The sequence below is a fragment of the Rhodococcus sp. 1R11 genome, from assembly GCF_004563845.1.
In the GTDB taxonomy this organism is placed as follows: Bacteria; Actinomycetota; Actinomycetes; order Mycobacteriales; family Mycobacteriaceae; genus Rhodococcoides.
Genome location: NZ_SPNG01000005.1, coordinates 1 through 26,225, shown reverse-complemented (window position 1 = coordinate 26,225; position 26,225 = coordinate 1). Strand labels below are relative to the sequence as shown.

The window sequence follows — 26,225 nt, the reverse complement described above, 5'->3', positions numbered from 1 at the left end:
GGCACACTGGACGGGGTGTTCGCCTCCCTCGCCCCGGCTCGTCGTCGTTTTATGTACGTCGTACTAGCTCTCGTCCTGATCGGTCTCGTCGTAGCCGTGGCGGCCTTTGTCTCATCGCGGTCCACGAACGACCCCGTCGCGAGCGTCGACCAGTCGGTTCCCGGCCCGGTGCTGTTGGTCCCCGGGTTCGGCGGATCCACCGATGCTCTCGAGGTGCTCGCGGCGGAACTACGGGAGAACGGCCGAGACGCCACCGTCGTGGCTCTGCCCGATGGTGGCGTCGGCGACCTGACCGCACAGGCGCAGACCCTGCGCGACGCCGTCGACGCGGCTCTGACTCGGACGGGAGCGACCTCGGTCGACGTCGTCGGGTACTCCGCCGGCGGGGTGGTGGCCCGGATCTGGGCCGCTGACCTGGGCGGTGCCGATCAGGCCCGACGCATCGTGACCCTCGGCTCCCCACACCACGGCACCCAGGTGGCGGGCCTGGCTGCCCAGGTCCTGCCCGACCGGTGCCCGATCGCCTGCCAACAGCTTGCTCCGAACAGCTCCGTGCTGGCCGGCTTGAACTCGGGCGACGAGACTCCGGACGGGCCGCAGTGGGTGTCGATCTGGACCGAACTGGACCAGGTGGTGACCCCGCCGAACTCGGCCCGCCTCGATGGGGCGATCGACATCCCCGTCCAGAGCGTGTGCGCGGACTCGACCGTCGACCACGGGAACCTGCCCCGCGATCCTCTCGTCGGCGCGATGGTCTCGGCCCAGTTGGACGGCAGCTCCACCGTCGAGCTCGGCGCTGCCGACTGCAGCCGTCTCAGCTCGTGATGTCCTTGGTCGTGAAGTTCGCCCACGCGGCGCCCAGGAGCACGACGACGTAGACGCCCTGCAATCCGACGCCGCGCACCAGGTCCCGCGTCGGCACCGGGTCGCGGAAGAGATCGACGAAGGCCAGCCAGTACCGCGTCGGAAGGTACGGCGCGATGGCGTCGGCGGCGTCCAGCGTCAGCAGTAGCGAGCTGGCGATGAGGAAGGCCAACGCGCCCAGCGTCGCCGCGAGTGGCGAGTCGGTCAGGGTCGACAGGAACAGCCCCATGGCGGCAACTCCGAGCATCGACAAGGTCACGTAGAGCACGGCGATGACAGTGCGCACGGCGACCTGTTCGTCGGTCAGTACCGTGCCGGACACGCTGGACACTCCGGCCAACGAGGTGGTGTCGAACAGCGTCGTGCCGACGAAGTACGCGACGGCTGCCACGATGACGACGGCCAGCAGCACGAACGCAGCCACCGAGATCAGCTTCGCGACCAACAGCTTCGTTCGTCCCACCGGGCGAGCCAGCAGGTAGCGCAGCGTGCCGGCCTGGGCCTCCCCGGCGACGGAATCGCCGGCGATGACCGACACGGCGACGGGAAGAAACAGCGGGAGCACGATGGCGAGAGCGGCGAGTGGGAAGAGTTGGCCGTTCGTGGTCACCGCGGACAGGAAGGCAGGGCCGTCGCCGGGACGCGGACCGACGTCGGTCAGGGCAAGCAGACCCGCCACGATGGTGGGCAGCAGATTGAGCAGGAGGATGACGACCCAGGTGCGGGGTCGGCGAAGCATCGCGCGCAGCTCGACGCCGATCATGCGGTCACCTCCGACCTGGGGGAACCTTCTCGAGGGCCAGCAGGACCGTCGACTCGGTCCGAGCTGGCACCGGTGACCGCCAGCACCGACTGCTCGAGGCTCATCTGCTGCGGGCTCAACTCGCTCACCCGGACTCCGCCTTCGACGAGCAGTCGATTGAGCAGGGCCGGATCAGGGTGTTCGATCACGAGTTGCTGTCCGTCGCGCTCGCGCACGGTGGCGTCCTCCACATCGGACAGGACCGTCACCGCGTCGGCGGGGTCGGGGGTACGCACGAGCACTCGGCCGGTGGGTTGTTGGAACGCGGCGAGCTGATCCTGCAGAACGAGGCGACCTCGATCGAGCACTCCCACGCGGTCGCACAATTGCTCCACTTCGGCCAGCAGGTGGCTCGAGAGGAACACGGTGGTGCCCCGGGAATGCAAGTCCAGCAACAACTCTCGAATCTCAAGGATCCCCTGTGGATCGAGGCCGTTGGTCGGCTCGTCGAGTATCAGCAGCTCGGGGGTGCGCATGAGCGCCGCGGCCAAGCCGAGGCGTTGTCGCATGCCGAGCGAGTACTGCTTGACCGGTCTGCGTCCGACCCCGGCGAGGCCTACCTGCTCGAGGGCCTCGCTCACGCGGGCGGTCCTGGTGCGCCGAGAACCACCGGGGCCGGCCGCGTCGAGCAGCGTGAGGTTCCGGCGCCCGGAAAGATTGGGGTAGGCGGCGGGGTTCTCGATCAGCGCACCCACCCGCGGCAGCACGCTCCTGCGTCGTCGCGGCATCTCCTCGCCGAGCACCTGCATCTGCCCGGAGGTGGCCAGGACCAGCCCGAGCAGCATCCGCACGGTCGTCGTCTTGCCGGAGCCGTTGGCACCGACGAAGCCGTAGATGTCGCCGGCGCGTACGTCGAGGTCTACGCCGTCGACGGCCCGCACCGATCCGTAACGCTTGGTGAGGCCGGTCGTGCGGATCATGTGGCTGCTCCTTCGAGCTGCTGGGCGGCGGTGGCCAAGGCTTCTGCGGTGACGGTGCCGGAGAGTAGATATCGGCGGCGGTCTCCGGCGGGCTCGGTGATCAGGACGTTCAGCGGTCCGATCGACAGCGCCACGCTGTCGCCGGTCACGACTGCGCCGGGAGCGGCCCGCAACTGGTCGACGAGCCCGCGCGCGGCGCGACGCGGCAGGGGAGCGGCGATCAGCTCGGTCACTCCGCGGCCGTATATCCCGACGGATCCCGGTCCGTCGCGGTCCCTCTGATCCAGTCCGGACAGAGTGGACGGAAGACGGGGAGAGTCGATCCCGTCGGCGAACGACGCGATGTCGAGACCGTCCTGCTGCTGCACATCGGTACCCGGGGGCGGGACGAATCGGACGGTGTCGGCGTCGGGCATCTCGAGTGAGAAGTCCAGGAACGCGGTGCTGACGACAGGGCGTGCGGCCCCACCGGCGAGCACGTCGACCTGCAGTGGCAGCCCGCTGTCGGGGTCGGCCCACACATCGACCTCGGTGATGGTGCTTTGTGGCTCGGCGGGGACGAGCCGCAGGCCAGGGGCATCCCGGCCGGCAATTCGGCGGGTCGGCAGCCGGGTGACCTCGTCGGCGGTCGCCTCACTGAGCAACCGCTGCCCGAGCTCCGGTGGCAGCAGGTCGGCCTCGCGCGGCAGACGCAGGCTCGGTTCTGGGACCGGGGTCGCCACGGCCGTGTTCTGTTCGTAGTCCCACGTCCACAGCAGAGCCGGGGACCGGTAGAGACCGCGTTCACCGGCCAGGCGGACGGTGTCGACTCGAAAGTTGTCCGGGGCGCGGTACCAGGCGCGCAGGGTCGTGGTGTCGCCCAGCAGATCCGGTAGGCCACCGAGTCCGTCGGTGACCGGCAGGGTGACGCCGCCGACGGCCTGGGCGTAGCCCGAATACGGTGTTGCGGTGGAGGACTGGACCCGAGACAGCAGTTCCGCCGCACCGATGTCCGACGCGTCGACGGGCAGGCGCTCGATCACGGAGGGCGTCGCAACGAGCACGGCGATGCCGAGCACCACTGCCAGCCACCGCCACTGTCCACGCACCTCATCGACCGTACGGACGTAGCCGATGTGCCGCATGTGCGTGGTACAAAGCCGGCGGCTAGCGGACGAGCACGAACTCCGCGAGACCGTAACTCACGCCGTTGATCTGGAGCTCGATCGAGTGCGGGCCGGGGTAGTACTTGCGTGTGGTCAACGTCCTGAACGAGTGTTGCCGCGCTACCTCGATGCGCTCTCCGGGCGCGATCGTCTTGGTCGTCAGCTTGAACGTCTTTCCCGTCACCCCGCCGTTCGCTTTGGTGTGGTGCACGATGTAGTCGATCGCGACCTTGGCGGGCTCGACGCCGACGTTGCGAATTTTCGCGGTGAACTGCAGGCTTTCGCCGATCTGCAGTTCGGCCACGTCCACGGCAGGGCCCGTCACCTCGAGGTCGGCCGGGGCGAAACCCAGTAGCGCGAGCGCGTCGGTGTTCCCCTTCTTGATCACCGTCCGAAGCGCATGGCGCGCAAGCCGGTCGGTGTTGGCGTCCGGCTCGCCCAGCCACCGCGCCGCAGTCCCGACGACGACATCCGGGATGTCTCGGCTGAAGTCGTTGAGATGGTTGGCAACCGACCGCCGAACGTAGTCGCTGTCGTCTCGGTACAGCCTGTCCAGAATCGGCACGGTGACGCCGGGGCGCGCAAGTATTTCGGGCACTCTCACCGACCACGGCAAGTACGGTCGGGTGCCTTCCGACGCGAGGCGACGTACGTGTTCGTCCGGTGATTGCGTCCACTCGGCCGCGATGGCGAGAGCCCGATCCAGATCGGTTCGGAGGAAGGTCCGGAGGGCGAATTCGGAGGTCAGTCGGCCGGTGAGCTCGGCGAGCAAGGACATCCCGTCGTCGAACGCGGTCGCAGTGCGCTCGTCGACGGCCTTCGATGCGACAGCACTTGTCACGGGCCAGACCGACCAGCCTCGAAAGTCGGGATCCGCGGCGGCGAGCCGAATGGTCCGAGCGAACTGGGCGTAGTCGCCCGGCAGCCCTGTCAGTAGCGCGTCACGCAGCAGGTCGGCGCGGGCTCGGAGTGCGAGCGGACCCAACCCGTCCGACGACTCTCGAAGCAACGACAGGTCCGCGTTCGGAGCGGCCGTGCGGATGGTCCGAAACAGCGTGTGGGCTGCGTCCGGACCGAGTAGTTCATCGGCGAAGGGCATGTGAGCTTCTTACCCGACTCTTCGTGCTCGTTCGGCGGCGGACCGTAAGTCCGAATCAGCCGACGCAACGCCCAATTCTTCGCCGCCTGATTGGCAGCAGTAGGAAAAGAACTGCGATAACCTTCGCGGAGCACAATACGCTGAAACGCTGGTCAACTCGGGTGTTCGTCGCAGTGAACATCGGTTCCGGTCCGATCATCTTGTGCAACGCGCTACGAACCTGGGGGGTCGCTTCGTGCTCGTCGTCGACTCGAACCGACGCGTGAGCCCGGTGTGCCGATCCGATGAGCGATCGCGGTGAGCGGCTGGCTCTGGGTGGTGATTCTCAACGGGATCACCGCGGGCGCGTATCTCGGGATCGTGCTGTTCATCGTCAGGGGTCTGCTGCGAACCAGGCAGTTTCGCGCCAACCGGCTGGCAGTCGCCACCGCCGCGATCTTCACGACGTGTGCCGCCCACCACTTGATCCATGCATGGCATCTGACGGCCGGGCTCGGCACTCACGCATCGCATCTCGGGAACTCCGCCGGCGTTGGAACCCTGGACGCGATGCGGGAGTCGATGGGCGGGACCGTCGATGTGATGGTGACGGCCTCGACGGCACTCGCCGGCGTCGTCTACCTGGGAATGCGCCGCTTCTACGGACCGTTGCTCCGCTCACCGGCGATGTTCGACGACGCGAGCGAGGCCCGGTATCGGCAGCTGGCGGCGAACCTCCCGCACACGTCGGTGCTGGTCGTCGACCGCGACCTGCGATTCATACTCGTCGAGGGTGCCGGACTGCTGGCGGAAGGATACGACCCGCGGCGGATGGAGGGGCAGCTGCTGCAAGACACTGTGCCGCCGGACGCCTACACCCGGCTGAAGCCGTTCTACACAGCGGCCATCGACGGCGAGGAATCGTCCTTCGACACCGTGGGTTCCAGAACGGGTTCGATCTTCGCCGTCAAGACCAGACCCCTGCGCGATGACACAGGTCGAATCGTCGGCGCGATGGTCCTGTCCGAGGACGTCACTGCCGAGCGTGAGGCCCGGGCCGAGCTCGAGCAGGCCCGTGCGTTTCGCGATGCGGTGCTGACGGCATCGCCGGACGTCACCATGGTCACCGATGTCGAAACCGGAACCGTGAAGTGGGCCTCACGCAGCATCGGATCGTTGTTGACCGGGCCGGACCAGCGCGCGTCATCCCGTGACACCGCCGCCCCCCAGGACGAGGTGGAATCGGTGGTGGCCGAGGACCTCGGTGTAGTCCGAGCAGCGGATCAGGAGGCCGCCGCGCTGCCGGAGGGGGAGAGCGTCAGCATCCGGTACCGGGTGCGCGCGGCGGACGGCTCGCTGAGGTGGCTTTCGCGACGCACCACCCCGTTCCGACATGGACCGGAGGGTTCGGCGGTGGAGGTGCTGTCTGTGGTGCGGGAGGTGACCGACGTTGTCGAAGCCGAGCGCGCTCTCGAGCGTGCAGCTCTACAAGATCCGTTGACCGGCCTGCCCAACCGTATGAAGCTGCTGGAGCGAATCGGATCGGCGATCGAGCGGGGGGCGCGCACCGGCGCTGCCGCGGCGGTGCTGTTCTGCGATCTGGACGGGTTCAAACGAATCAACGACACCGGCGGCCATGCGGCCGGGGACGCCGTGCTGGTCGAGGTCGCTCGCCGCTTACGCTCGGTGCTGCGGGCCGAGGACTCGATCGCCCGCGTCGGCGGCGACGAGTTCGTTCTCGTCGTCGATGCGTTGCCTGCGGAGAACGGAACAGGCAATCCTGCGGGTGGCGCGCTTGCCGCACAGGTCGCCGAACGAATCCGGACGGTACTCGCAGCGCCCATCACGTACGGAGGACGCGAGTACGTGGTGTCGGCAAGCGTCGGGATGGTGTTGGTCCGCCGGGGCGTCAGCGCCCAGGAAGCGCTGCGCGATGCGGACTCCGCGATGTACCGGGCGAAGCAACTGGGCAAGGACCGAATCGAACTGTTCGACGACGCGTTGCGGGTGCACGCGATCGAGCGTGCCTACATCGAACAGACCCTGAGGGACGCGCTCGATCCTGATCGGGGTGGTGCCGCGACGTTCGGTGTGGCCTACCAACCGGTCTACGACCTCGGCAGTCGACAACTCGTCAGTTTCGAAGCGCTCGCCCGCCTGCGGGACAGCAAGGGCGCAGCGATTTCACCCGACAGATTCATCCCGGTGGCCGAGGACACGGGGCTCATTTCCGATCTGGGTGAGCGCGTGCTCGACGACGCTCTCGGCACCCTCGTGCGGTGGAGATCCGAGAACCCGCCCTCATCGGCGTCCGAGTCTCCCGTCACGATGGCCGTGAATCTCAGCGCCCGGCAGGCTCAACACGTCGACATCCGTGCGGCAGTGGAAACAGCCCTCGAGCGGCATCGCATGGCTCCGGCGGGCCTCGTTCTCGAACTCACCGAGTCCGTGTTGCTCGATTCCGGCTCGTCGGTCCTGCGTCAGCTCGGCGAATTGCGCACGCTGGGTGTGGGAATCGCCATCGACGACTTCGGAACGGGCTTCGCGAGCCTGCGATACCTCGCTACGCTGCCGGTGAGCGCAGTGAAGATAGACCGGTCCTTCACCTCCAGCATGACCAGTGACGCGACGAGCAGCAGCATCGTCGGAGCAATCATCAACTTGGCCCGCGATCTGAAACTGGGCTGCGTGGTCGAGGGCATCGAAACTCTCGATCAACTCGAAGCGCTGCCCGATTCCGTTCAGGGACAGGGCTATCTGCTGGGCAGACCTGCCGAGATCGCGTCGGATACTTGGAATCCCTGAGCGTCACCACTGCTGGGCGTGCTCGACAAATTTCTCGCCTGAGCTGCGGCAATCGGGAAGCTTTGCGCGCTGCGACGCGTTGAACTCGGGTAATGGATGATCTTCTGGTTGCCCCCACTCGACTCTGGACACCCTCTCGTGTCCTGGTCACCAAGTCTGCGTCCGAGCTTCCGCACACCGCGGAGATTCTCCGTCGGTGCGAAGCCGCAGGCGTCGCCGACATCGACATCCTGTCCGGCGATCGCCTCACCGGACTGCGTGGTGAGTCCGAGCGCGAGACCTACGCACGAGCCAAGTCGACGATGGCCGTGGTGGTCGCGCCGCCGAGTGTGCTCGAACCGCAACCGATTCCGCCGAGCGCGGACTGGCGGATCGACCTGGCGAAGGGATGCCCGGCGCATTGCCAGTACTGCTATCTCGCCGGCTCGTTGTCCGGTCCGCCGATCACCAGGGTTTTCGCCAACCTCGACGACGTGTTGGCCGGTATCGGCACTCACGCAGGCCGCGGTTCCATCACCTCCGGTACGGACGAGCGCGGGCATGAAGGCACCACATTCGAATTGTCCTGCTACACCGATCCGTTGGGGATCGAACACGTGACGGGCTCTCTTGCCGAGGCCGTTCGCAGAGTGGGCGCGGGCGTGTACGGGGACGACGTATCGCTGCGATTCACCACCAAGTTCGACGACGCCCGTGAGTTGGCGACGCTCGACCACGGCCGCCGAACGCGAGTTCGCCTGTCGGTCAACGCAGATGACATCGCTCACCGCTTCGAGGGCGGCACGGCACGTATGCCGGCTCGGATAGAAGCTCTGCGGCAGCTGGCAATGGCCGGTTACCGAGTGGGGTTGACGATCGCACCGATCATGCCGATCCCGCAGTGGCGCGAGCAGTACGGCCGATTGCTCGCGAATGTCTCCGACGCGTTGCGTGATGTGCCCAATCTCGATCTGACCGCCGAAATCATCACTCACCGCTTCACGCCGTCGAGCAAAGATGTGCTGCTGAGCTGGTATCCGGGAACGAAACTGGAGATGGACGAGGGCGCGCGCACGGCGAAGAGAAGCAAATTCGGCGGCGTGAAATACGTCTATCCGAAGGACACGATGGCCGAGATGCGCAGCTGGTTCGTCGACGAACTTCGCGACGTTCTGCCCGACGCACAGCTGCTGTACTGGACGTGAACCGTCACAGGGCATCGAATCGGTCTCGCGCTCGCTCGATGTCGTCCATGTGCCTGGTTGCCCACGCCAGCAGGACGTCGACGGGAGCTCGGAGTGTCTTGCCCAGGGGAGTGATTCGGTATTCCACCGCCACCGGGCGGGTGCTCAGAACCGTGCGTTCGATGATCCCATTGCGTTCGAGCTTCCGCAGCGTTGCGGTGAGGGACTTCTGAGTCACCTCAGGAATCGCGCGGCGGAGATCGTTGAATCGGCAGGGGCGCTCGCACAATTCGTTCAATACTTGCAGCGACCATTTGTCCAGCACCTGATCCAACAATTCGCGGTGCGGGGCAGTGATCGTGAGTTCTGCGGTTCCGTCGGCGGTATCGGTCATGAAACCAGGTTCCCTTGAAGTGTCCTTTGTGTACCAGGTATCAACGTTATACCTGAATTTCTGCGACGAAGGGACAATCATGAGCGTCACTCGATTCACCCCGCCCGGCATGATGCAACCCACCCCGTATCACCACGTGGCGGTGGGTCAGGGTTCTCGACACATCCACGTCAGCGGTCAGATCGCCCGAAACGAGGACGGGTCGGCGATCGATACCGACGACCTCGCCGGTCAGGTTGCGCAGGCGCTGCGCAATACCGCGGTCGGATTGACCGGTGCGGGAGCAACATTGGAGGATGTTCTGCGGCTGACGTTCTACGTCACGCACTGGGCCCCCGAGCTGATCGGTGAGTTCATGGACGGCGTCACGCGCGTCGCCGACGAGATCGGGCTGCCGACTCCCATGCCGCCGGCGTCGTTGATCGGAGTGGATTACCTCTTCGAACCGGACGTGCGGGTAGAGGTGGAAGCAACCGCGATTCTGGATTGAATCCGCGGATGGGCCGGTGACTTCTCGGCGGTGCTGAGGTCGATACCGGCAAACCCACCCGACCTCTGGAGTGACATGGCGATTCTGACCTACAACCTGCATGTTTCCCTCGACGGCTACATCGAGGATCCCGACGGCAGCCTCGACTACTCGATGCCCGACGAGGAATCGCATCGGTTCTCCAATCGACAGACCGTGGAGACGAGCGTCTTTCTGTTCGGACGGCGGTTGTACGAGGCCATGGAGGACTACTGGACCGACCCGGAACGGGCGGCCGGCGACCCCGTCGAAGCCGAGTTCGCCGAGCTGTACAAGGCAATTCCTCGGGTGGTCTTCTCCGACACCCTCACTTCCGTGCCCGACGGTTGCCGGCTGGTCCGTAGTGCCGACGCCGTCGCGGAAGTGGAGCGAATGAAACGAGAGACCGAGGGCACGTTGGCCGTCGCCGGCGCGTCGTTGGCCGCATCGTTGTTCGACTCGATCGACCAGTTCGAGCTCATTGTCGTCCCGACGATCCTGGGTGGAGGAAAGCCGTACTTCCCGGTGGGCCACCGACTGAACCTGGTGTTGGAAGAGCAGAAGCACTTCCCCACGTCGGGCTGGATGTACTTGAGGTACAGGGTGGTTCGCTGAGCCGACCTCTCGTCCGGGTCGATCGCGCAGAATGAACTCATGACATCCGGAGATCGTCGTCAGTGCTGGACCTTGCCCGCGCACCAGTGGTGGCTCGACACAGAATCGGCTCGGCTCCTCCGGTTCGGTAGCTCGCTCGAGCACCCTGCCGGGGGAGCGGCGTGGTTGAACGACCGTGGACATCCGGACCTGAGCCATCCGGCTCTGACATACATCACTGCTCGGATGGCGCACGTGCATTTCCTGGCCTCCATGCAGGGGTATCCCGGGTCTCGTAGAAAAGCCGATCGAGTGTTCGGCGGTCTACTGACGACGTTGCGGGACAGCGCTAATGGTGGTTGGTTCGAGTCCAGCGCCGATGTCTCGTCGGACGACGCGACGAAGACGGCCTACACGCACGCCTTCGTGGTGTTGGCGGCAGCCGCAGCCGCAGCGGCGGGACACCCGAATGGACGGGATCTTCTCGACGAAGCCCTGGAGGTCGTGGATCGGCGATTCTGGGACGAGAAGTACGGCATGTGCGCGGACACCTGGAATGCGAGCTGGACTGCGCTCGACGGCTATCGCGGCATCAACGCCAACATGCACATGGTCGAGGCACTGTTGGCGGCGGCCGATGCGGGTGCGCCCGAAGTGTGGCGGAGCAGGGCAGTACGCATCTGCGACAACGTGATCGGCTGGTCGCAGGCGAACGAGCATCGCATTCCCGAGCATTTCACTGCCGAATGGCAGCCGATGCTCGAGTACAACAGCGGCGACACCGCGAACCAGTTCAAGCCTTACGGGGCAACGGTGGGGCACGGTTTCGAGTGGGCTCGGCTGCTCGTGCAGGCGAGTCTCGTGGCCGACAGTCCTCGTGGCCACGATTACGTTGCCGCCGCCGCGTCCCTGTATCACCGCGCGGCGCAGGACGGATGGCAACCCGGCCCATCGCCCGGCTTCGTCTACACCACCGACTGGACCGGGCGACCGGTAGTGACAGAGCGTCTGCACTGGGTGCTGTGCGAGGCGATTGCCGCTGCTGCAACGCTGGGCCGTCAGACGGGAGGAGACCGCTACGACAGCGATTATCGCGCTTGGTGGGAGGTCGCCGCCGACTCCTTCGTCGACCTCGTCGACGGCTCCTGGCATCACGAACTCGACGCGGACAACAGGCCCGCAGCCACGGTGTGGAGTGGAAAGCCGGACCTGTATCACGCGGTCCAGGCGACCTGGATCAGCCGATATGCGCCGAGCTCGAGTATGTTGGCGGCGCTGCGGGCCGCCACGCGGTAGCCCTCGCGTTCCAGCGCGAAACCTTCCGGTGGGTCTGTATTGTTTCCTCGTGCCCGGAGTGAACAGACACAACACCGTCATCGACGTATCCGTCATCGTCACGGTCGTGGCGCTCGGTGTGGTCGCGGCCGGATTACTGCATTCGCCGGAAAGTGAACTGTCGCCCGGAAATGCTGTGTCATCCGGAGAGGCCGCGCGCGACGGTGACTACTCCATCGTCTCCGAGCCCGTCGAGTATCCGGTCGACATTCCGGGTTGCTCCGAGGTCGAGCCGCCCCCGCCCAGCGAGGATGGGCACCTCATCTCTGTCATCGGCAGTCAGGCTCCGTCCTACGACAACCCTGCCTACCCGTGGCTGACCGCGAGCAAGGCAGGAGCGATGACCGACGCTCTAGTGGGCGCCCTTCCCGCGGATGTCACCGTGAAGTTGGCCGCCCCATCGCAGTCGTTGACCTTCCAACCGGTGGACGATTTCGGTGGTAACGCGCCGGAGGGTCTCGAGGCCAGCACCAGCGCCCGTGGCGATCTGACTCGTGCGGGGGTGTCTGCGTTTGCCAGCGTCGATGTTCGACCGTCGTCGACGGGGATTCCGGCTTGTGTCGCAGGCGTTCTCGACGCCCGCACCACCGAGCCCGACGGGACGGTGGTCGATACCGACGACAGTTGGTACGAGATCGGCGGTGACCGCACGAACAGTCGCAGAGCGACGGCGTATCACCCGGACGGAACTCTGGTCACCGCGAACATCAGTACCACAGACGGTCCCGACTTTCCTTTGGAGACAGCCGAGTTGACCCGAATCGCGGCGCTGCCGGATCTTCGAGTCGGTTCGCCTGCACCGGCGGGAAGTGCTGCGCCGCGTCAGGATTGCTCGGTCTCGATCGCAGGGGAGGCGACCGCGGTGGACATCGACCAGCAGTCCTTGGACGCAGCGAACGAGGCGTTGACGACAACCTGGCAGGCGCTACCGGGCGCGCCGGTCCTGAACCGGCCGATCGGGTCGCTGATACCCGATCGCACGGGCAGGGGTGCCTGTACGGACATCGACGTAGAGAACTCCGATGTAGCGCTGTCGATTTCCGTATCCTCCGGCGCTGCACTCCCGGTGGCGAGGGACCCCTACGATCCGGAGAATGCGTACGAACCGGTTGTGGAGCTGCGAACATTGCCCGACGGTTCGGTGCTCGAATCGTACGACGTCGATCTGTCGAGCAGCATGACCGCGGAGGACGGAACCATGCGGGTGGCGAGGTCGGTCACGCTGACACGCCCGTCCGGCGTGCAGGTGTCGGTTCGGTCGACTGCGGATTTCGTTCCCGGCGGGGGCCGTTCGACACGGCCGGAACCGCTGCCAATGGACCTACTGGATGCAGTGGCCCAAGCTCCGATCATGGAGTGGCTGTGAAAGATTCGATGGCACGCACAGCCCGCGCCGGCGCCGCGGTGGTGGTTGCAGTGGCGTCCGTCGCCGCTGCTGCGGTCGTGCTGGTGAATGCGGACGTGTCCGTGGATTCGTCGGTGGGCGAGGCAACGACGTCGGCGTTCGACGAGATGCCGACGTTCTCGCAGGAGACGGAGACAACCGTGGCACCGGCTGGGCCCGCGCTCGAGCCCAGCTGGCAGATCGACGCCGAGGCCGTTTATGGACGTAACTTTGCCGCATTCCGTTCTCCGGCTGCAAATCTGCAGTTCGATTCGAGCGTCACCGGGGTGATCGACGGAGACGATGTACTCGTCACGGCCGTCGGTTTGCCGAATCCGCGTTCCTACTCGGTGGATGCGATCGAGTTCGCGGCCTTCGACGCCGACGACGGCAGCGTCCGGTGGAAGAAATCGCCCGGTGCAGTCGACGAATGCGCGAGCGTTCCCGTTCAGAGCGAGATCGTCTGTCTGGATTCGTATTCCGACGTCCCATCGATCGTGAGGATAGGAGTGGACGACGGGGAGTCACGGAGAACGCCGATGCCCGAAGCGTGGTTCGCGTACGCCGTCGAGAGCGATGGCTCGTCTGTCTTCGTGCTCGAGGGCAACCCGGAGGACGGTGAATCTGTGTTGCACGGGGGTTCCATCAATGCCCTCGACCGGATGTGGTCGCGTCCGATCACATCGTTTGCGGGCTGGGATGGCGTGGAGGGCCCGTTGATTCACGTGTCCGACGGTCGCGGTCTCGTCACCCTCGGCGGCGAGGCCACGTTCTTCGATCAACGAACCGGCACTCCGCTCGAGGGGCTCGAATTGTTGCCCGACGCAACCACGGTCGCGGAGGACGGCGCGGAAGTGTGGAAGCTGCGGGACCCGTATGCCACCGAGACTTCCGTCGGTGACACCGTCTATTCGTTCGAGGAGGACGCGCTCGTGGCCACCACGGCATCGAACGACGTGCGCTGGCGGTGGCCCTTACCCAAGAGGCCGGACGGTTTCACGGAATCGGGTTCGATCGCTCAGACGCGATCGGGGGTGTTCTTCCTCGGAACCGATTCGATGGTTCGTCTCGAATCGGTTCCGAGTTGAAGCCGATCAGCTCTCCTGTGCGGCAGCGCTAATCCCGGTGCGGAGTGCGCTCGCCGGTGTTCGGGTCCACGTCGAACAATTGGTCGGTGTTGTCGGGGGAGTAGACGACGGTGTCGACTTCCCGCGCGCGTCGTCGGGCACCGTCGCGAACGGCGAAAAATGCGGCTGCGAACAGTACGACCACGGTGATGCCGGCGACGATCGCCCATCCCTCGAAGCCGCCCGCCAGAGCCGCGATGAGACCGCCCGCAGATGCGATTCCGGCGAAGATCAAGATGACGGCCAGCATGTTCTCGACTGCACGTGCCCAGCTCGTTTTCGAAGGCCTTTTCTCGACCATGGGGATGTTCCTCTCGCTAAGTTCCTCTGAGGAATACCCGAAAGCCGGTCGTCTAAGCCCTGCGGTGCTACTGAGCCTTGCGTGCGCGGTACGCGGCAACTGCCGCCCGGTTGCCGCAGGTGGTGCTGCAGAACCGGCGAGAGCGGTTTCGGGAGAGGTCGAGAACGAGGCCGTTACAGTCCGGATCAGCGCAGACGTCGAAACGGGAGAGCTCGTCGGCCCGGATCACGTCGATCATGGCCATCGCGGTCTCGACGACGATGCGGGTTGCCAGCGGACTGTCGTCGGCGACGGCATGGACGTGCCAGTCGAGAGTGTCGTGCCGGACCAGTCGGGGCAGGGCCGAGGATTCGGCAAGCAAGCGGTTCACCTCGACCACGGCGTCGTCTCGACTGCTGGTGAGCAGTGATCGCAGGGTCGGACGCAGTGCCCGCACCGCCTCGAGCTCGGCGTCGTCGCCGTCGAACCGTCCGGAGTAGCCCTGGTCGGTGAAGAACTCGGCCAGCTCCTGGCGTGTGGTCAGCGTGTCCGGGTCTTCGGCGGAATTGACCAATGCCACGGCGGACAGAAGCGACAGTTCTGCGTCATGAGCAAAAAGCATGTTGACACCTTACCAATTCACTCCCTACTGTCACATGTCATGACGGCTTACACTCATGACGCGGAGGTGGATCGCGCAGCTGCACACGACGCTGCGGCACGGTCGCGTCGACTCTCGGGGCTCGGGTTCGCGCTCCTGTCAGCGGCATCGTTCGGGCTCTCCGGCTCGTTGGCCAAGGGCCTGCTCGATGCCGGCTGGACTGCCGGTGCCGCCGTGACGGCGCGCATCCTGCTCGCGGCAGCGGTGTTGCTGATTCCGTCGATTCTCGCGCTGCGTGGACGCTGGGGCATGTTGGCCAAGAATTGGAAGCTGCTCGTGGCCTACGGGGCCTTCGCGGTGGCCGGCTGTCAGCTCGCGTTCTTCAACGCCGTCGGCCGAATGGACGTGGGTGTCGCACTGCTCATCGAATTCACCTCGCCCGTAGCCGTCATCGGCTGGATGTGGTTTCGGCACCAGCAGCGTCCGGGGCGGCTGACGCTGGTCGGTGCGCTGTTGGCCGCAATGGGGCTGGTGCTCGTGCTCGACCTGATCTCCGGCGCGGACGTCGACAGCGTCGGGGTGCTGTGGGCGCTCGGTGCGATGGCGGGAGCCGCCGTCTACTGGGTGCTCTCCGCCGACGAGAGCAACGGTTTGCCGCCGATCGTGCTCGCCGGGGGCGGTCTGCTGGCAGGTGGACTCATTCTGCTCGCCGCCGGGCTCGTCGGCATCGTCCCGTTCGCGGCTCCGCTGACCGACGTCACGTTCGTCGATGCCGTGGTGCCGTGGTGGGTTCCGATCATCGGTCTCGGTGTGGTGACCGCCGCTCTGGCGTACGTGCTCGGAATTGCGGCCGGCCGACGCCTCGGCTCGCGGCTGGCGTCGTTCATGGGTCTGATGGAAGTGGTTGCAGCGCTTGTGTTTGCGTGGCTGTTACTCGGCCAGGCTCCGGGGCCGATCCAATTGGCCGGTGGCGCACTGATTCTGCTCGGCGTCGTGGTCGTCAAATCCGGTGAACGCGTCACCTCGGACGAACCGGTGGAGCCGCTGCAGAGCAGAGCATGACAACTGCTCAGCCGTCGACGCGTCCGAACACGACGGCGGCCAGGATGGTGTGCGCACTGGCTATAACGGAGTCGAGAGGTTCGCGTTCGGGGGACAGCAGCCATTGCTGAGCAATGGTGAGAACCGCGCCCACCAGACCCATCGCCAGCGTTTTACGGTTCGGCCCGGCCAGGCCACGGCTGGACCCGACGGTATCGGCCACCTGTAGGACCGTTGCCGAGAACGAGGTGGTGGTCTTGCGGTACAACGCGTCGACGGTGGGGGATACACCGAGGATTTCGACGAAGGCGATACGAGCGGATTTCGGCTGCTCGGCGATGAACGTGAAGAAGCCGGTCAGGGCTCCTCGAAGCACCTGTTCGCTGGACTCCGTCTCCGCGGCCGCTCCGGCGAGGATGCTCTGGCGCATCGCGTCGGTGGCGCGGGCGTAGGTGGCCATCAGAAGTTCTTCGCTGTTGGTGAAGGATTCGTAGAAGTAGCGCTTGGTCAGGCCCGCTTCGCTGCAGACTTTCTCCACGGTCGCCGTTCGGTAACCGGTGGTGCCGAATACTTCGACGGCTGCATCGAGCAGGCGGATCCGACGCTCCTGCTGCCGCTGCTGCGGATCGGCACCTCGATAGGTGCGGCCGACTTCACTGTGATGGGTAGTCACAGACAGATCTTGACACCGCTCGGTATCAGATGCAAAGTGTTCGCAGGAATACATCTCGATCGAGGGGGAGACATGGCGTCATCGACGCTCCGGAACAAGGTCGTTCTGATCACTGGCGCGGCACGCGGAATCGGTGCCGAGACCGCACGTGCGCTGGCAGGTCGAGGAGCCAAGTTGATACTCGTCGACGTCGACGAGGCCCCGCTGCGCGAGGTGGCGACGCAGTTGAAGGCCGAGGCGTTCGTCGCCGACGTCCGGAATCTGGACGACATGCAGCGCGCCGTCGACGGCGGTATCGCGGCCTACGGAGGCGTCGATCTGGTGCTCGCCAATGCGGGAATCGCCAGCTACGGATCGATCCTGCAGGTGGACCCGGCCACGTTCCAGCGCGTCATGGACATCAACGTGATGGGCGTGTTCAACACCGTCCGCGCTGCGTTGCCGTCATTGATCGAACGCAACGGCTACATCCTCGTCGTCTCCTCGCTGGCCGCGTTCACTCCGTGCCCCGGCTTGGCCGCGTACAACGCGAGCAAGGCTGCGGCAGAACACTTTGCGAACGCATTGCGGCTGGAGGTCAACTATCGCGGAGTCGATGTCGGCTCCGCGCACATGGCGTGGATCGATACCCCGATGGTGCAGGACGCCAAATCCGATCTCACGGCATTCCAGGACTTGCTCGCTGTCCTGCCCGGCCCCCTCGGGAAGACGATGACCGTCGAGCAGTGCGTGGACGCGTTCGTCGACGGCCTGGCCAAGCGCAAGCGTCGCGTCTACGTACCGCGGTGGGTGGGGGCGGCGTCCTGGTTCAAGGCCGTCATCACCTCGCGCGTCGGCGATCGCAGCATGTTGGCGCACGTGCCGACGATTCTGCCCAAGATGGACGAAGAAGTAGCGCGCCTCGGTAGGTCCGAGAGCGCACGCAACAAGACCCGCTGACCCCCACCCGAAGGAATCGTTGACATGACTGCCGTACTGACCACCCCCGAGGTCGATGTCCTCATCATCGGTGCCGGCCTGTCCGGGATCGGGGCCGCGCGTCACCTCGGGCACGATCTGCCGGGCAAGACGTACACCATCCTCGAAAGCCGCGGGGCGATCGGTGGCACGTGGGATCTGTTCCGCTACCCCGGTATTCGCTCCGATTCCGACATGTACACCCTGGGGTACAGCTTCAAGCCGTGGATGGGGGAGAAGTCCATCGCCGACGGTTCCGACATCCGCAACTACATCGTCGAAACCGCGCGAGAAGCGGGTGTGGACAAGCACATTCGATACCACCACAAGGTCGTCGCCCTCGAATGGTCGTCCGAGCAGCAGTTCTGGACGGTCACGGCGCAGCGTAGCGACACCAACGAGACCGTCACGATCACCGCGTCGTTCGTGTTCTCCTGCAGTGGTTACTACAACTACGACAAGGGTTTCAGCCCGGAGTTCGTCGGTCAGGAGAACTTCGGTGGGCAGGTGATCCACCCCCAGCACTGGCCCGAGGATCTGGATTACGCGGGCAAGAAGATCGTCGTCATCGGCAGCGGTGCAACGGCGATCACGTTGGCTCCCAACCTCGCTCGTGAGGCCGAGCACGTGACGCTGCTGCAGCGCTCGCCGAGCTACATCCTCTCGCTCCCCTCCAAGGATCCGATTGCGCAGACACTGCGGAAGCGTCTGCCGAAGAAGTTGGCGTACAGCGTGACTCGGCTCAAGAACGTGTCGATGGCCATGTTGATCTTCACGCTGAGCCAGAAGTACCCGGAATTCATGAAGAAGCGGATCCGGAAGATGCAGGAGGGATGGCTGCCGAAGGGATACGACCTCGACACCCATTTCACCCCGTCGTACAACCCCTGGGATCAGCGCCTGTGCCTGGTGCCCGACAACGATCTGTTCCGCTCGATCCGCAAGGACGAGGTCTCGATCGTCACCGATCACATCGACAGCTTCACCGAGACCGGCCTGAAGTTGAAGTCCGGTCAACACCTCGACGCCGATATCGTCGTCACCGCAACGGGATTGAACCTGTCCGCACTCGGCGGCGCAACCTTCCGCGTCGACGGTAGGGGTGTGGATCTGCCCAGCACCATGGCGTACAAGGGCATGATGCTCACCGGAATCCCCAACTTCGCTTTCGTTGTCGGGTACACCAACGCGTCGTGGACGCTCAAGGCCGACATGGTCTCGAACTACGTCATGCGCCTGCTCGCCCACATGGACGAGAACGGGTACAGCACCGTCGAGCTCGAACGCGATCCCTCCGTGGACGAAGAGCCGTTCCTCGATTTCGCCGCCGGCTACGTGCTGCGGGCCGTGGACAACTTCCCGAGGCAGGGCAGCGAAACCCCGTGGAAGCTGCGGATGAACTACTTCCGCGACCTGCCGGTTCTGCGGTACGGCAAGCTCGTGGACAAGGCGATGAAGTTCGGGCGGCCTCGATCGAAGGTCGCGGTCGGTTCCTGACGGGAATAGATCCAGTCTCCGATCGTTTGTTCCGGACATGAAAATTGGCATCATCGGAAGTGGATTCATCGGCGGAACGCTCGTGCGTCGGTTGACGGCGCTCGGTCACGAGGTTCGGTTCTCGAACTCACGCGACCCGGAGACTCTGGCGGAGCTGGCGTCGGAGACCGGAGCGACGGCAGTGTGGGCAGCGGACGCGGCGCAGGATGCGGACCTTGTCATCCTCAGCATCCCGCAGAAGAACGTGCCCGACCTCGCCGCCGGTATCGCCGGCGCGCGCAAGCCCGGTGCGCCGATCATCGAGACGAACAACTACTATCCGCAGCAGCGCGACGGATTGATCGAAGACATCGAAGGCGGCACACCCGAAAGCGTATGGGTGTCGCAGCAGCTCGGTGAGCCGGTGATCAAGGCGTTCAACGGAATTTGGTACAAGCACCTGCTCGAGAAGGGTGTTCCTGCCGGAGCCGACAAGCGCATCGCACTGCCGATCGCCGGGGACGACGCGGAGTCGAAGAAGTTGGTGTTCTCGGTTATCGACGAGCTCGGCTTCGATCCTGTCGATGCCGGTTCCCTCGCCGAGTCCTGGCGTCAGCAGCCGGGAACCCCGGTGTACGGCAAGGACTTCGGCGTCGACGACACCGTGAAGGCGTTGGCCGAGGCGTCCGCGGAACGCTCCGCGGAATGGAAGGCCTGAGCGGTTCTGTTCGAGCTGCTGAACTACCTGACGCGACCCTCGCGGAGTGTGCGCTCCGCGAGGTCGCGTAGGGGTCCGGTCAGGGCCGAATCGCCGACACGGCACGATTGCTCGCCCACCGACACGTTCCACACGAAGGTGTCGCGGGCCTGCGATTCGGCCGGCTCGGGTGAGGGCGGCTCAGCGAGGTACGGGCGCGCAGCCTCGACCAGCGACTGCCATTCCGGCTCGTCGGTCTCGACCACTCCGCGCTTGGACATCCCGGCGATCCCGCCGGTTCGCAGTACCTCGATGCGCAGGCTCATGCCCCTCGATCACACCCGATCGTCGCTCGGCTCCCGTGTTGACTGAACTCCCACGGTAGACCAACCGGTGGCCACGGCCCGTGCGACGTCGGAATCGGCACCGAATCGCTTCTGTGCGGCGAGCAGCGTCGCCGCGGAGAAACCGGCGAAGTCGACCGTCGGTGCAAGGCCCCCGACGGTCATCGTGTCGAACCAGACCTGCCCGACGCGATCCCACGCCGGGCCTCCCAACGTGGTTGCGGCGACCGCGAACGCGCGGTTGGGAATGCCCGAATTGATGTGCACACCGCCGTCGTCCTCGGTGGTGACGACGAAGTCGTCCATGCTCGCAGGCTGCGGATCTTTACCGAGTACATCGTCGTCGTACGCGGTGCCGGGCTCGAGGAGCGAGCGCAGCGCCTTGCCCTGCACTGCGGGCAGGAACAGGCCTTCGCCGATCAACCACGATGCGTCCTCGGCGTTCTGCTTCGCGGTGTACTGCTCGACGAGTGCGCCGAAGACGTCGGAGATCGACTCGTTCAGTGCGCCGGCCTGGTCCTTGTATTCGAGCGGAGTGGTGTACTGCGTGAAACCGTGTGCGAGCTCGTGCGCGATGACGCCCAGGGAGACGGTGAAGCGCGCGAATACTTCGCCGTCGCCGTCGCCGAACACCATGCGAGAACCGTCCCAGAACGCGTTGTCGTAGTCCCGGCCGTAGTGCACCGTCGCATCGAGTGGCAGGCCGCTGCCGTCGAGGCTCGAGTAGCCGTACACCTCGTCGAAGAAGGCGTACGTGGCACCGAGGCCGTCGTATGCCTCGTCGGTCGCAGCATCGCCGGTGGGATCCTCACCCTCGGCGCGAACCTGCTGACCCGGGAGGTCGCGGGTCGCTTTCGCGTCGGAGATGGTGCGTTCGAGGGTGCCTCCGGTCCGTGGTGCGAGGGCGGTCCGTGCCTGGACGACCTCTCGGCCCGCCCGCATCTCGCGGTCGGCCAGCAGAGTCGCGCGGGCACCCGCTCCCTGCAGACGCTCGAGCAGAAACGGCGGAACTACGCCATGCGAGTGGAGCCTGCGGAACGATCCGGAATCGGTATCTGTCGTCATGTGCGGTGACCCCCTAGGTCCGTGGCATGTGCGGTGATGGTTCCCAGTGTGCCCGAGGGCACCGACACATTCGGGTCCACCGCACCGAGCTCACTCACGCAGCGTCGACAGATCGATACTGTCCACCTCGCTCGGGGGACGCAGCGCGGTGACGGTCGCCCAGTTCCGAGCCAGCAGGGAGGCGTCGGAGTCGTCGTCCTCGGCGTGGATCTCGTCGAATCGGACGGTAACGAAATCCTCTCCGCGATCGCCTATTTCGGCCTGCACCGCGCCGTAGCGAGCGAGTGAGGCCGGAACGATGCCGGCGAAATCCGACCGTGGCACGTCGGGAATGTTGACGTTCACGACCGCATCGACGGTCAGGTGCGAGATCATCCATGTCACCGCCAGATGCGCGACGTGTTCGGCGGTGTCCCAGTGCGACGGCCGAGTGGCGAGGGACGACAGCGCCATGGCGGGAACCCCATGCGTCAGGGCTGTCAACGCCGCGCCTACCGTCCCCGAATGCAGAACGGCTGCACCGGTATTGGGGCCGTGATTGATGCCTGAGAGGACCATGTCGGGTGGGTCGCCGAAGGCACCTCGAGTGGCGACGAACGCGATGAGGGCGGGCGAGGCCTGCACGGCGTACACCTCGACACCGCGCAGCCCCTCGATCTCGGTTCGCTCGATACCCAGGTGATCGTCGACGCCCATTCCCGTCAACGATGCACTGGCACCGCTGCGTTCCTCGTGGGGTGCGGCCACCACGACGTCGAGTCCGGCGTCGAGCGCGACCCGCGCCAGCAGCGCGATGCCTGCGCTGTCCACACCGTCGTCGTTGGTGATCAGCGCCTTCATTTCTTGCCCGCCTTGCCGTACGGACGCACGTCGACGGATTCGGTGAGTCCGAGAACCAGGTCTTTTCGGCCGCTACCGAGTCCGCGACGGGTGACGTTGGCGGTGCCCGCGCCGCCGCCCAGGCGGAGCGCCTCCGGCATCGACATCCCCTGAGCGATTCCGGCGGCAATGCCGGCGCTCATCGAATCGCCTGCGCCGTGGTGGTCGACCATCTGTAGACCCGGGGTGACGATCTCCAGCACGTCCCCGTCGACCAACGCCAGGGCGGGGTCTCCCGCTCGGGAGATCACGACCGCCTCGGCACCGTCGTCGTGCATCTTTCGCATGGCATCGATCAGGTGCTTCGGGTCCTCGGACTCGGCTCCGCCGTCGGCGATCAGATCCTCGTGGCTGACCTTGAGAACTGTGAGACCGCCGGCGAGGGCGGCCAGCATGGTGGGTCCCGACAGATCGGCGACCACCGGGACTTTCAGTGCGCGCAGGTCGGCACACAGCCGCTGGTAGACCTCCGGCGGCACGATGTCGTCGGCGTGCGGACCACCGAGAATTGCCACGTCACTGCGGGCACCGGTGGCCAAAGCTGCGCCGAACAGATCGTCGAGCGCGTGCCTGGCCAGCGGCGGCGGATCGACCGTGGCCAGCACCTCGCGCTCTCCGCTGCGGCGATCGTGCACGTAGGAGCCACTTTCCTGGCCGATGTCGACGGAGACGACGGAGATGCCCTCGCTCTCGACGATGCCCCGCAATACGGCACCGATCTCGCCGCCGAAAACCCCGGCCAGAGTGACATCGAGCCCCAGCACCGACGCCATCCTGGCGATCCAGTGACCCTGACCTCCCGCGTGTACGTGCAGTTCGGTACTGCCGTTCGGGGCGGCGTCGAGGGTCACCGTCAGCAGTGGGGACGGCGCGAAGACGAGCGCGCTGGGTGCGCGAGAGGAGGTGGACATCGTTGGCGAATGCCCGATATGTCAGGTCCGAAACAGCTGCAGCTCGAAAATGTGGACTCAGAATCGACGACGCAGGCGCATTCCGATAGGGCGGCCGTCGGGGTCGACGAACAGTCGGTAGGCGAGTGCGGCAAGTCGCTGCTGCCAGACGGGCGGCACCGTGATCTCGTGCATTCGCAGTCGGCCGACGGGTCGAGACTTCGCGGACGGGTTGCGGTGCCAGTTGTCCAGGGCGCTCGCGCTCGCCGAGACCACGTCGAAGAACTGCTGCGGATCGACGAGGTCGGCGTCGTCGCCGTCGGCTCGTCCGAGGTGTTCGCGGATCAGTTCGAGCCGAAGATTGCGGGCGTGGGTTCTGGCGCCGTCGCCGAGGCCTGCTGGGTCCAGCGGTGCACGGTCGTCGCGCTGCTCGTCGACAATGGCCGCGGTCAGCTCCGAATCGTGAGTCCAAGAGCGGCGATTGAAGTTGTCCGACCCCACCGCGGTCCACACGTCGTCGATGATGCAGACCTTCGAGTGCACGTATACCGGTATGCCACGGTCGTTCTCGATGTCGAGTACCAGTACGCGATCACCGCCGGCCGCCCGGATGACGCCGAGCGCCGCCGAATGTCCCAGCAGCGCAGAGGGAATGGTCAAGTTGCTGTCGTCGTCGAGGTGCTTGGGGACCACCACCACCAGCCGCAGGTTCGGCTTGCGGCGCAGTGCGGCGGCGAATACGCGAGCGACGTCGACGGACCACAGATATTGGTCTTCGATGTAGATCAGCTCGGTCGCCCGATCGAGGGCCTTGGCGTAGGCGCGGGCAGCGCTGCGCTCGCCTCTCGTCGCGAAGGGGTAAGCGGGTCGTCGACGCGGGTAGGTACGCAGCAGCTGAACCGAGCACGTGCCCTGCGGCTCCGGGGCTGCAGCGGCGGGTGGCAGTTCCGACGGTTCGCGCGTGACTCCGCGCAGGAAGTCGGGTATGGCGTGCCACGGTAGGCGCGAGAGCGCCGCGGGATCCTCCCAGCGTTCGCGGAAGACGTCCTCCACATCCCGGACTGCGGGTCCCTCGATCTGCACCTGCACGTCGTGCCACGCCGGGATCTCGCCGTACTCGGGCGGGAACGGGCGTGAGACAGGATCGCCGAAGTGATCGGCGTCGTCGCGTCGAGCACGGGCCAGATCGATACCGCCCACGAACGCGACGTCGGGCAGATCTTTCCTGCCGTACCGCACGACCACGAACTTCTGATGGTGGCTTCCGGTCACGAGCACGCGCTGGTCCAGAATGACCTCACCGCCTGCCTCCTCCAGCCGCAGTGCGAGCTTGCGGTTCTTCGGACCGGTGAAACCGAGGGTCTCCATGTGGGAGCGCCACACCATGCCCTTGACGACGCCACCGCGGTGTGCGACGGCGGCCAGGGCATCTTCGACGGTCACGCCGTCGTCGGTGAGGAGCTGCTCAGGGTCCCCGCGCCAATCGGTGAAGAGCACCAGATCGTCGCGCTCGGTCTGCTCGAGGGCCCGTGCGAGTGCGGCGAAGTAGGTCTTGCCGTGTACCAGGTTCTCGACGCGGTTGCCCTCGGTCCAGGCCGAGATGCGGGTGTCGTCGTTGCCTCGCTCGGGCGCGGTGAGAAACCACGGGTGCGCCGGGTCGAAGTCGCGCTCGGGGGCAATCAGCGCGGAGGTGGACCGGCCGAATTTCTCGGCAACTCCGTCGACGACGCGCCGGATGCGCTGCACTATCACGCACGCATCATTTCACCCGGTTTGAAGGCGAGAGTGGGCGGGCACCCCGGCGATATGACTCAGGTACCCAACGTCACGCTCAGAAACGGCAAGCAGATTCCCCAGCTCGGTTTCGGCGTCTTCCAGATCGACGCCGACAAGACCGCGAAGGCCGTCGAAACGGCGCTCGAGATCGGCTACCGACACATCGACACCGCGCAGATGTACGGCAACGAGAAGCAGGTCGGCGAGGGCATTCGCAACTCTGGCATCGACCGCGAATCGGTGTTCGTCACCAGCAAGCTCAACAACGGTTTCCACCGGCCCGACGACGCGCGCTCGGCATTCGACAAGACGCTCAGCGACCTCGGGACCGACTACGTCGATCTCTTCCTCATCCACTGGCCGCTGCCCACCCGTTACGACGGCGACTTCGTCTCCACGTGGAAGACGTTGGAGGAGTTCGCCGCCGACGGCCGGGCCCGCAACATCGGCGTCTCGAACTTCCAGCCCGCGCACCTCGATCGCCTCGCCGAGGAGACCGAGACGGTCCCCGCGGTGAACCAGATCGAGGTGCACCCGTACTTCGTCAATCACGACGTGTGGGCCTACGGCCGCGAACATGCCATCCCCACCGAGGCGTGGTCGCCGATCGCTCAGGGCAATGTCCTCGACGACGCGGAACTGAAGCGAATCGCCGACGCCGCAGGCAAATCCGTCGCTCAGGTGGTGCTCCGCTGGCACATTCAGCGTGGCAACATCATCTTCCCGAAGTCGGTGACGCCGGAGCGAGTGAAGGCCAACTTCGACATCTTCGACTTCGAGCTGAGCTCGGCCGACGTCGACGCGATCACCGCACTCGACAAGGGCGAGGAGGGTCGGAACGGTCCGAACCCGGACACGTTCGACATGATTCCGGACTAGAACGTACAGCTGTGGGCCCGAACGTCTTCGGACGTTCGGGCCCACAGTGTTGTTCGGGTGCTCTTCGGTGTCTCGGTCCTTCAGTGTTTCAGTGCTTCAGACCTTCAGGGCCGATCCGGTGGCGGCTATGACCTGTTCGGTGGTCACGCCGGGTGCGAGTTCCGCGAGGGCGAGCGTGCCGTCGCCGACGACGTCGATGACGGCCAGGTTGGTGATGATGCGGTCGACGACGCCCTGGCCGGTCAGTGGCAGGGTGCACGCGTCGAGGATCTTCGGATTGCCGTCCCGGTCGGTGTGTTCCATGACCACGATGACGCGCCGAGCCCCGTGTACGAGGTCCATCGCCCCGCCCATGCCCTTGACCATCTTGCCCGGGACCATCCAGTTGGCGAGGTCGCCGTTACTTGAGACCTGCATGCCGCCGAGGACGAGGTCGACGCCAACCTCATCAATGCCGGGAAAGAGACCGTCACCGTCAATCCCGGTGCTTCGTACTTCGATTCGTCGCTGAGCTTCGGCATGATCCGAGGCGGACACATCGACACTGC

Annotated in this window: 27 protein-coding genes and 1 pseudogene; 14 read left to right on the top strand and 14 right to left on the bottom strand. The window is 65.6% G+C overall.

Translation table 11 applies throughout. From position 1 onward, the window contains the following. Positions 1-15: 15 nt before the first annotated feature. On the top strand, positions 16-825 hold the full coding sequence (locus E4P29_RS10140) for an alpha/beta fold hydrolase (RefSeq protein WP_135044338.1): 810 nt from the start codon (positions 16-18) through the stop codon (positions 823-825). On the opposite strand, the gene E4P29_RS10135 is transcribed toward E4P29_RS10140, so the two are convergent. The 4 genes from E4P29_RS10135 to E4P29_RS10120 are packed head-to-tail and all read right to left on the bottom strand — an operon-like array spanning position 815 to position 4,830. Further along, positions 815-1,627, bottom strand: a complete 813-nt coding sequence (locus E4P29_RS10135) for an ABC transporter permease (RefSeq protein WP_027494448.1) — start codon at positions 1,625-1,627, stop codon at positions 815-817. The two genes, E4P29_RS10140 and E4P29_RS10135, sit on opposite strands and share 11 nt — an antisense overlap. Beyond that, complete coding sequence (locus E4P29_RS10130; protein ID WP_135044336.1) at positions 1,624-2,586, bottom strand: ABC transporter ATP-binding protein; 963 nt, start codon at positions 2,584-2,586, stop codon at positions 1,624-1,626. The genes E4P29_RS10135 and E4P29_RS10130 overlap by 4 nt, the downstream gene beginning before the upstream one ends. After that, complete coding sequence (locus tag E4P29_RS10125; RefSeq protein ID WP_135044334.1) at positions 2,583-3,674, bottom strand: transcriptional regulator; 1,092 nt, start codon at positions 3,672-3,674, stop codon at positions 2,583-2,585. Before E4P29_RS10125 ends, E4P29_RS10130 begins: the two co-directional genes overlap by 4 nt. Before the next feature lie 58 nt (positions 3,675-3,732). Next, the gene (locus E4P29_RS10120; RefSeq protein WP_135044332.1) at positions 3,733-4,830 is read right to left on the bottom strand and encodes a DNA alkylation repair protein; all 1,098 of its coding nucleotides are present in this window, start codon (positions 4,828-4,830) and stop codon (positions 3,733-3,735) included. Between the two features lie 297 nt (positions 4,831-5,127). On the opposite strand from E4P29_RS10120, the gene E4P29_RS10115 reads away from it, so the two are divergent. Continuing rightward, entirely contained in the window at positions 5,128-7,614 is a 2,487-nt protein-coding gene (locus E4P29_RS10115) for an EAL domain-containing protein (RefSeq protein WP_135044330.1), read from the top strand. A 92-nt stretch (positions 7,615-7,706) separates the two neighbouring features. Then, a complete protein-coding gene (locus E4P29_RS10110; protein ID WP_135044328.1) occupies positions 7,707-8,798 on the top strand; it encodes a spore photoproduct lyase family protein in 1,092 nt (363 codons plus the stop codon). A 4-nt stretch (positions 8,799-8,802) separates the two neighbouring features. Here E4P29_RS10110 and E4P29_RS10105 read toward each other — a convergent pair whose 3' ends face one another. Further along, entirely contained in the window at positions 8,803-9,171 is a 369-nt protein-coding gene (locus tag E4P29_RS10105) for a helix-turn-helix domain-containing protein (protein ID WP_135044326.1), read from the bottom strand. A 79-nt stretch (positions 9,172-9,250) separates the two neighbouring features. Between E4P29_RS10105 and E4P29_RS10100 the strand changes: the two genes are divergently transcribed. From E4P29_RS10100 to E4P29_RS10080, 5 genes are all read left to right on the top strand, one after another. Next, positions 9,251-9,661 carry a RidA family protein gene (locus E4P29_RS10100; RefSeq protein ID WP_135044324.1) on the top strand — a complete coding sequence of 137 codons (411 nt, stop codon included), beginning with the start codon at positions 9,251-9,253 and terminating at the stop codon, positions 9,659-9,661. Positions 9,662-9,736: 75 nt separating this feature from the next. Next, on the top strand, positions 9,737-10,294 hold the full coding sequence (locus E4P29_RS10095) for a dihydrofolate reductase family protein (protein WP_135044321.1): 558 nt from the start codon (positions 9,737-9,739) through the stop codon (positions 10,292-10,294). 39 nt (positions 10,295-10,333) lie between these two features. Beyond that, positions 10,334-11,569: an AGE family epimerase/isomerase gene (locus E4P29_RS10090; RefSeq protein ID WP_135044319.1), complete on the top strand. Its 1,236-nt coding sequence runs from the start codon at positions 10,334-10,336 to the stop codon at positions 11,567-11,569. A 49-nt stretch (positions 11,570-11,618) separates the two neighbouring features. Then, the gene (locus E4P29_RS10085; protein WP_245154253.1) at positions 11,619-12,974 is read left to right on the top strand and encodes a hypothetical protein; all 1,356 of its coding nucleotides are present in this window, start codon (positions 11,619-11,621) and stop codon (positions 12,972-12,974) included. Next, positions 12,971-14,080 carry a hypothetical protein gene (locus E4P29_RS10080; protein WP_135044317.1) on the top strand — a complete coding sequence of 370 codons (1,110 nt, stop codon included), beginning with the start codon at positions 12,971-12,973 and terminating at the stop codon, positions 14,078-14,080. The genes E4P29_RS10085 and E4P29_RS10080 overlap by 4 nt, the downstream gene beginning before the upstream one ends. A gap of 28 nt (positions 14,081-14,108) precedes the next feature. Here E4P29_RS10080 and E4P29_RS10075 read toward each other — a convergent pair whose 3' ends face one another. Further along, entirely contained in the window at positions 14,109-14,369 is a 261-nt protein-coding gene (locus tag E4P29_RS10075) for a hypothetical protein (protein ID WP_135044315.1), read from the bottom strand. A 118-nt stretch (positions 14,370-14,487) separates the two neighbouring features. Beyond that, entirely contained in the window at positions 14,488-15,021 is a 534-nt protein-coding gene (locus E4P29_RS10070; RefSeq protein WP_135044313.1) for a CGNR zinc finger domain-containing protein, read from the bottom strand. A 39-nt stretch (positions 15,022-15,060) separates the two neighbouring features. Here E4P29_RS10070 and E4P29_RS10065 point away from each other — a divergent pair, with 39 nt between their 5' ends. Next, positions 15,061-16,062 (top strand): DMT family transporter, encoded by a 1,002-nt coding sequence (locus tag E4P29_RS10065; protein WP_135044311.1) that lies wholly within the window; start codon positions 15,061-15,063, stop codon positions 16,060-16,062. Between the two features lie 7 nt (positions 16,063-16,069). On the opposite strand, the gene E4P29_RS10060 is transcribed toward E4P29_RS10065, so the two are convergent. Then, the gene (locus E4P29_RS10060; protein WP_135044309.1) at positions 16,070-16,714 is read right to left on the bottom strand and encodes a TetR/AcrR family transcriptional regulator; all 645 of its coding nucleotides are present in this window, start codon (positions 16,712-16,714) and stop codon (positions 16,070-16,072) included. Positions 16,715-16,786: 72 nt separating this feature from the next. Between E4P29_RS10060 and E4P29_RS10055 the strand changes: the two genes are divergently transcribed. The 3 genes from E4P29_RS10055 to E4P29_RS10045 are packed head-to-tail and all read left to right on the top strand — an operon-like array spanning position 16,787 to position 19,865. After that, a complete protein-coding gene (locus tag E4P29_RS10055; protein ID WP_135044307.1) occupies positions 16,787-17,653 on the top strand; it encodes an SDR family oxidoreductase in 867 nt (288 codons plus the stop codon). A gap of 24 nt (positions 17,654-17,677) precedes the next feature. Continuing rightward, positions 17,678-19,168, top strand: coding sequence for an NAD(P)/FAD-dependent oxidoreductase (locus E4P29_RS10050; protein WP_135044305.1), 1,491 nt, complete (start codon positions 17,678-17,680; stop codon positions 19,166-19,168). A 37-nt stretch (positions 19,169-19,205) separates the two neighbouring features. After that, positions 19,206-19,865 (top strand): NAD(P)-binding domain-containing protein, encoded by a 660-nt coding sequence (locus E4P29_RS10045; RefSeq protein WP_135044303.1) that lies wholly within the window; start codon positions 19,206-19,208, stop codon positions 19,863-19,865. A 23-nt stretch (positions 19,866-19,888) separates the two neighbouring features. Here E4P29_RS10045 and E4P29_RS10040 read toward each other — a convergent pair whose 3' ends face one another. The 5 genes from E4P29_RS10040 to E4P29_RS10020 all read right to left on the bottom strand — a co-directional run bounded on the left by E4P29_RS10040 (position 19,889) and on the right by E4P29_RS10020 (position 24,774). After that, complete coding sequence (locus E4P29_RS10040) at positions 19,889-20,170, bottom strand: protealysin inhibitor emfourin (protein ID WP_209205365.1); 282 nt, start codon at positions 20,168-20,170, stop codon at positions 19,889-19,891. A 9-nt stretch (positions 20,171-20,179) separates the two neighbouring features. After that, complete coding sequence (locus tag E4P29_RS10035; protein WP_135044302.1) at positions 20,180-21,253, bottom strand: M4 family metallopeptidase; 1,074 nt, start codon at positions 21,251-21,253, stop codon at positions 20,180-20,182. Between the two features lie 90 nt (positions 21,254-21,343). Further along, positions 21,344-22,093, bottom strand: a complete 750-nt coding sequence (locus E4P29_RS10030; protein WP_135044300.1) for a 5'/3'-nucleotidase SurE — start codon at positions 22,091-22,093, stop codon at positions 21,344-21,346. Next, complete coding sequence (locus E4P29_RS10025; protein WP_135044298.1) at positions 22,090-23,043, bottom strand: PfkB family carbohydrate kinase; 954 nt, start codon at positions 23,041-23,043, stop codon at positions 22,090-22,092. The genes E4P29_RS10030 and E4P29_RS10025 overlap by 4 nt, the downstream gene beginning before the upstream one ends. Before the next feature lie 57 nt (positions 23,044-23,100). Next, positions 23,101-24,774 carry a phospholipase D-like domain-containing protein gene (locus E4P29_RS10020; protein WP_135044296.1) on the bottom strand — a complete coding sequence of 558 codons (1,674 nt, stop codon included), beginning with the start codon at positions 24,772-24,774 and terminating at the stop codon, positions 23,101-23,103. Between the two features lie 54 nt (positions 24,775-24,828). On the opposite strand from E4P29_RS10020, the gene E4P29_RS10015 reads away from it, so the two are divergent. Next, entirely contained in the window at positions 24,829-25,677 is an 849-nt protein-coding gene (locus E4P29_RS10015; RefSeq protein WP_048316651.1) for an aldo/keto reductase, read from the top strand. Between the two features lie 96 nt (positions 25,678-25,773). Here the strand turns inward: E4P29_RS10015 and E4P29_RS10010 are convergent. Beyond that, positions 25,774-26,106, bottom strand: a pseudogene (locus E4P29_RS10010) (CoA-transferase); the annotation flags it as partial. Here E4P29_RS10010 and E4P29_RS26590 point away from each other — a divergent pair. Beyond that, positions 26,089-26,225 (top strand): CoA-transferase (locus tag E4P29_RS26590; protein ID WP_348539764.1); only part of this gene is annotated, 137 nt, incomplete at its 3' end. The pseudogene E4P29_RS10010 and the gene E4P29_RS26590 overlap by 18 nt on opposite strands.

Excerpts from the sequence above, each read along its gene's own strand:
- E4P29_RS10050 (WP_135044305.1), top strand. The coding sequence starts at position 17,678 with ATGACTGCCGTACTGACCACCCCCGAGGTCGATGTCCTCATCATCGGT.
- E4P29_RS10015 (WP_048316651.1), top strand. The coding sequence starts at position 24,829 with ATGACTCAGGTACCCAACGTCACGCTCAGAAACGGCAAGCAGATTCCC.
- E4P29_RS10045 (WP_135044303.1), top strand. The coding sequence starts at position 19,206 with ATGAAAATTGGCATCATCGGAAGTGGATTCATCGGCGGAACGCTCGTG.
- E4P29_RS10040 (WP_209205365.1), bottom strand. The coding sequence starts at position 20,170 with ATGAGCCTGCGCATCGAGGTACTGCGAACCGGCGGGATCGCCGGGATG.
- E4P29_RS10130 (WP_135044336.1), bottom strand. The coding sequence starts at position 2,586 with ATGATCCGCACGACCGGCCTCACCAAGCGTTACGGATCGGTGCGGGCC.
- E4P29_RS10110 (WP_135044328.1), top strand. The coding sequence starts at position 7,707 with ATGGATGATCTTCTGGTTGCCCCCACTCGACTCTGGACACCCTCTCGT.
- E4P29_RS10075 (WP_135044315.1), bottom strand. The coding sequence starts at position 14,369 with ATGCTGGCCGTCATCTTGATCTTCGCCGGAATCGCATCTGCGGGCGGT.
- E4P29_RS10090 (WP_135044319.1), top strand. The coding sequence starts at position 10,334 with ATGACATCCGGAGATCGTCGTCAGTGCTGGACCTTGCCCGCGCACCAG.
- E4P29_RS10035 (WP_135044302.1), bottom strand. The coding sequence starts at position 21,253 with ATGACGACAGATACCGATTCCGGATCGTTCCGCAGGCTCCACTCGCAT.
- E4P29_RS10070 (WP_135044313.1), bottom strand. The coding sequence starts at position 15,021 with ATGCTTTTTGCTCATGACGCAGAACTGTCGCTTCTGTCCGCCGTGGCA.
- E4P29_RS10100 (WP_135044324.1), top strand. The coding sequence starts at position 9,251 with ATGAGCGTCACTCGATTCACCCCGCCCGGCATGATGCAACCCACCCCG.
- E4P29_RS10095 (WP_135044321.1), top strand. The coding sequence starts at position 9,737 with ATGGCGATTCTGACCTACAACCTGCATGTTTCCCTCGACGGCTACATC.
- E4P29_RS10120 (WP_135044332.1), bottom strand. The coding sequence starts at position 4,830 with ATGCCCTTCGCCGATGAACTACTCGGTCCGGACGCAGCCCACACGCTG.
- E4P29_RS10025 (WP_135044298.1), bottom strand. The coding sequence starts at position 23,043 with ATGTCCACCTCCTCTCGCGCACCCAGCGCGCTCGTCTTCGCGCCGTCC.
- E4P29_RS10105 (WP_135044326.1), bottom strand. The coding sequence starts at position 9,171 with ATGACCGATACCGCCGACGGAACCGCAGAACTCACGATCACTGCCCCG.
- E4P29_RS10135 (WP_027494448.1), bottom strand. The coding sequence starts at position 1,627 with ATGATCGGCGTCGAGCTGCGCGCGATGCTTCGCCGACCCCGCACCTGG.
- E4P29_RS10065 (WP_135044311.1), top strand. The coding sequence starts at position 15,061 with ATGACGGCTTACACTCATGACGCGGAGGTGGATCGCGCAGCTGCACAC.
- E4P29_RS10030 (WP_135044300.1), bottom strand. The coding sequence starts at position 22,093 with ATGAAGGCGCTGATCACCAACGACGACGGTGTGGACAGCGCAGGCATC.
- E4P29_RS10055 (WP_135044307.1), top strand. The coding sequence starts at position 16,787 with ATGGCGTCATCGACGCTCCGGAACAAGGTCGTTCTGATCACTGGCGCG.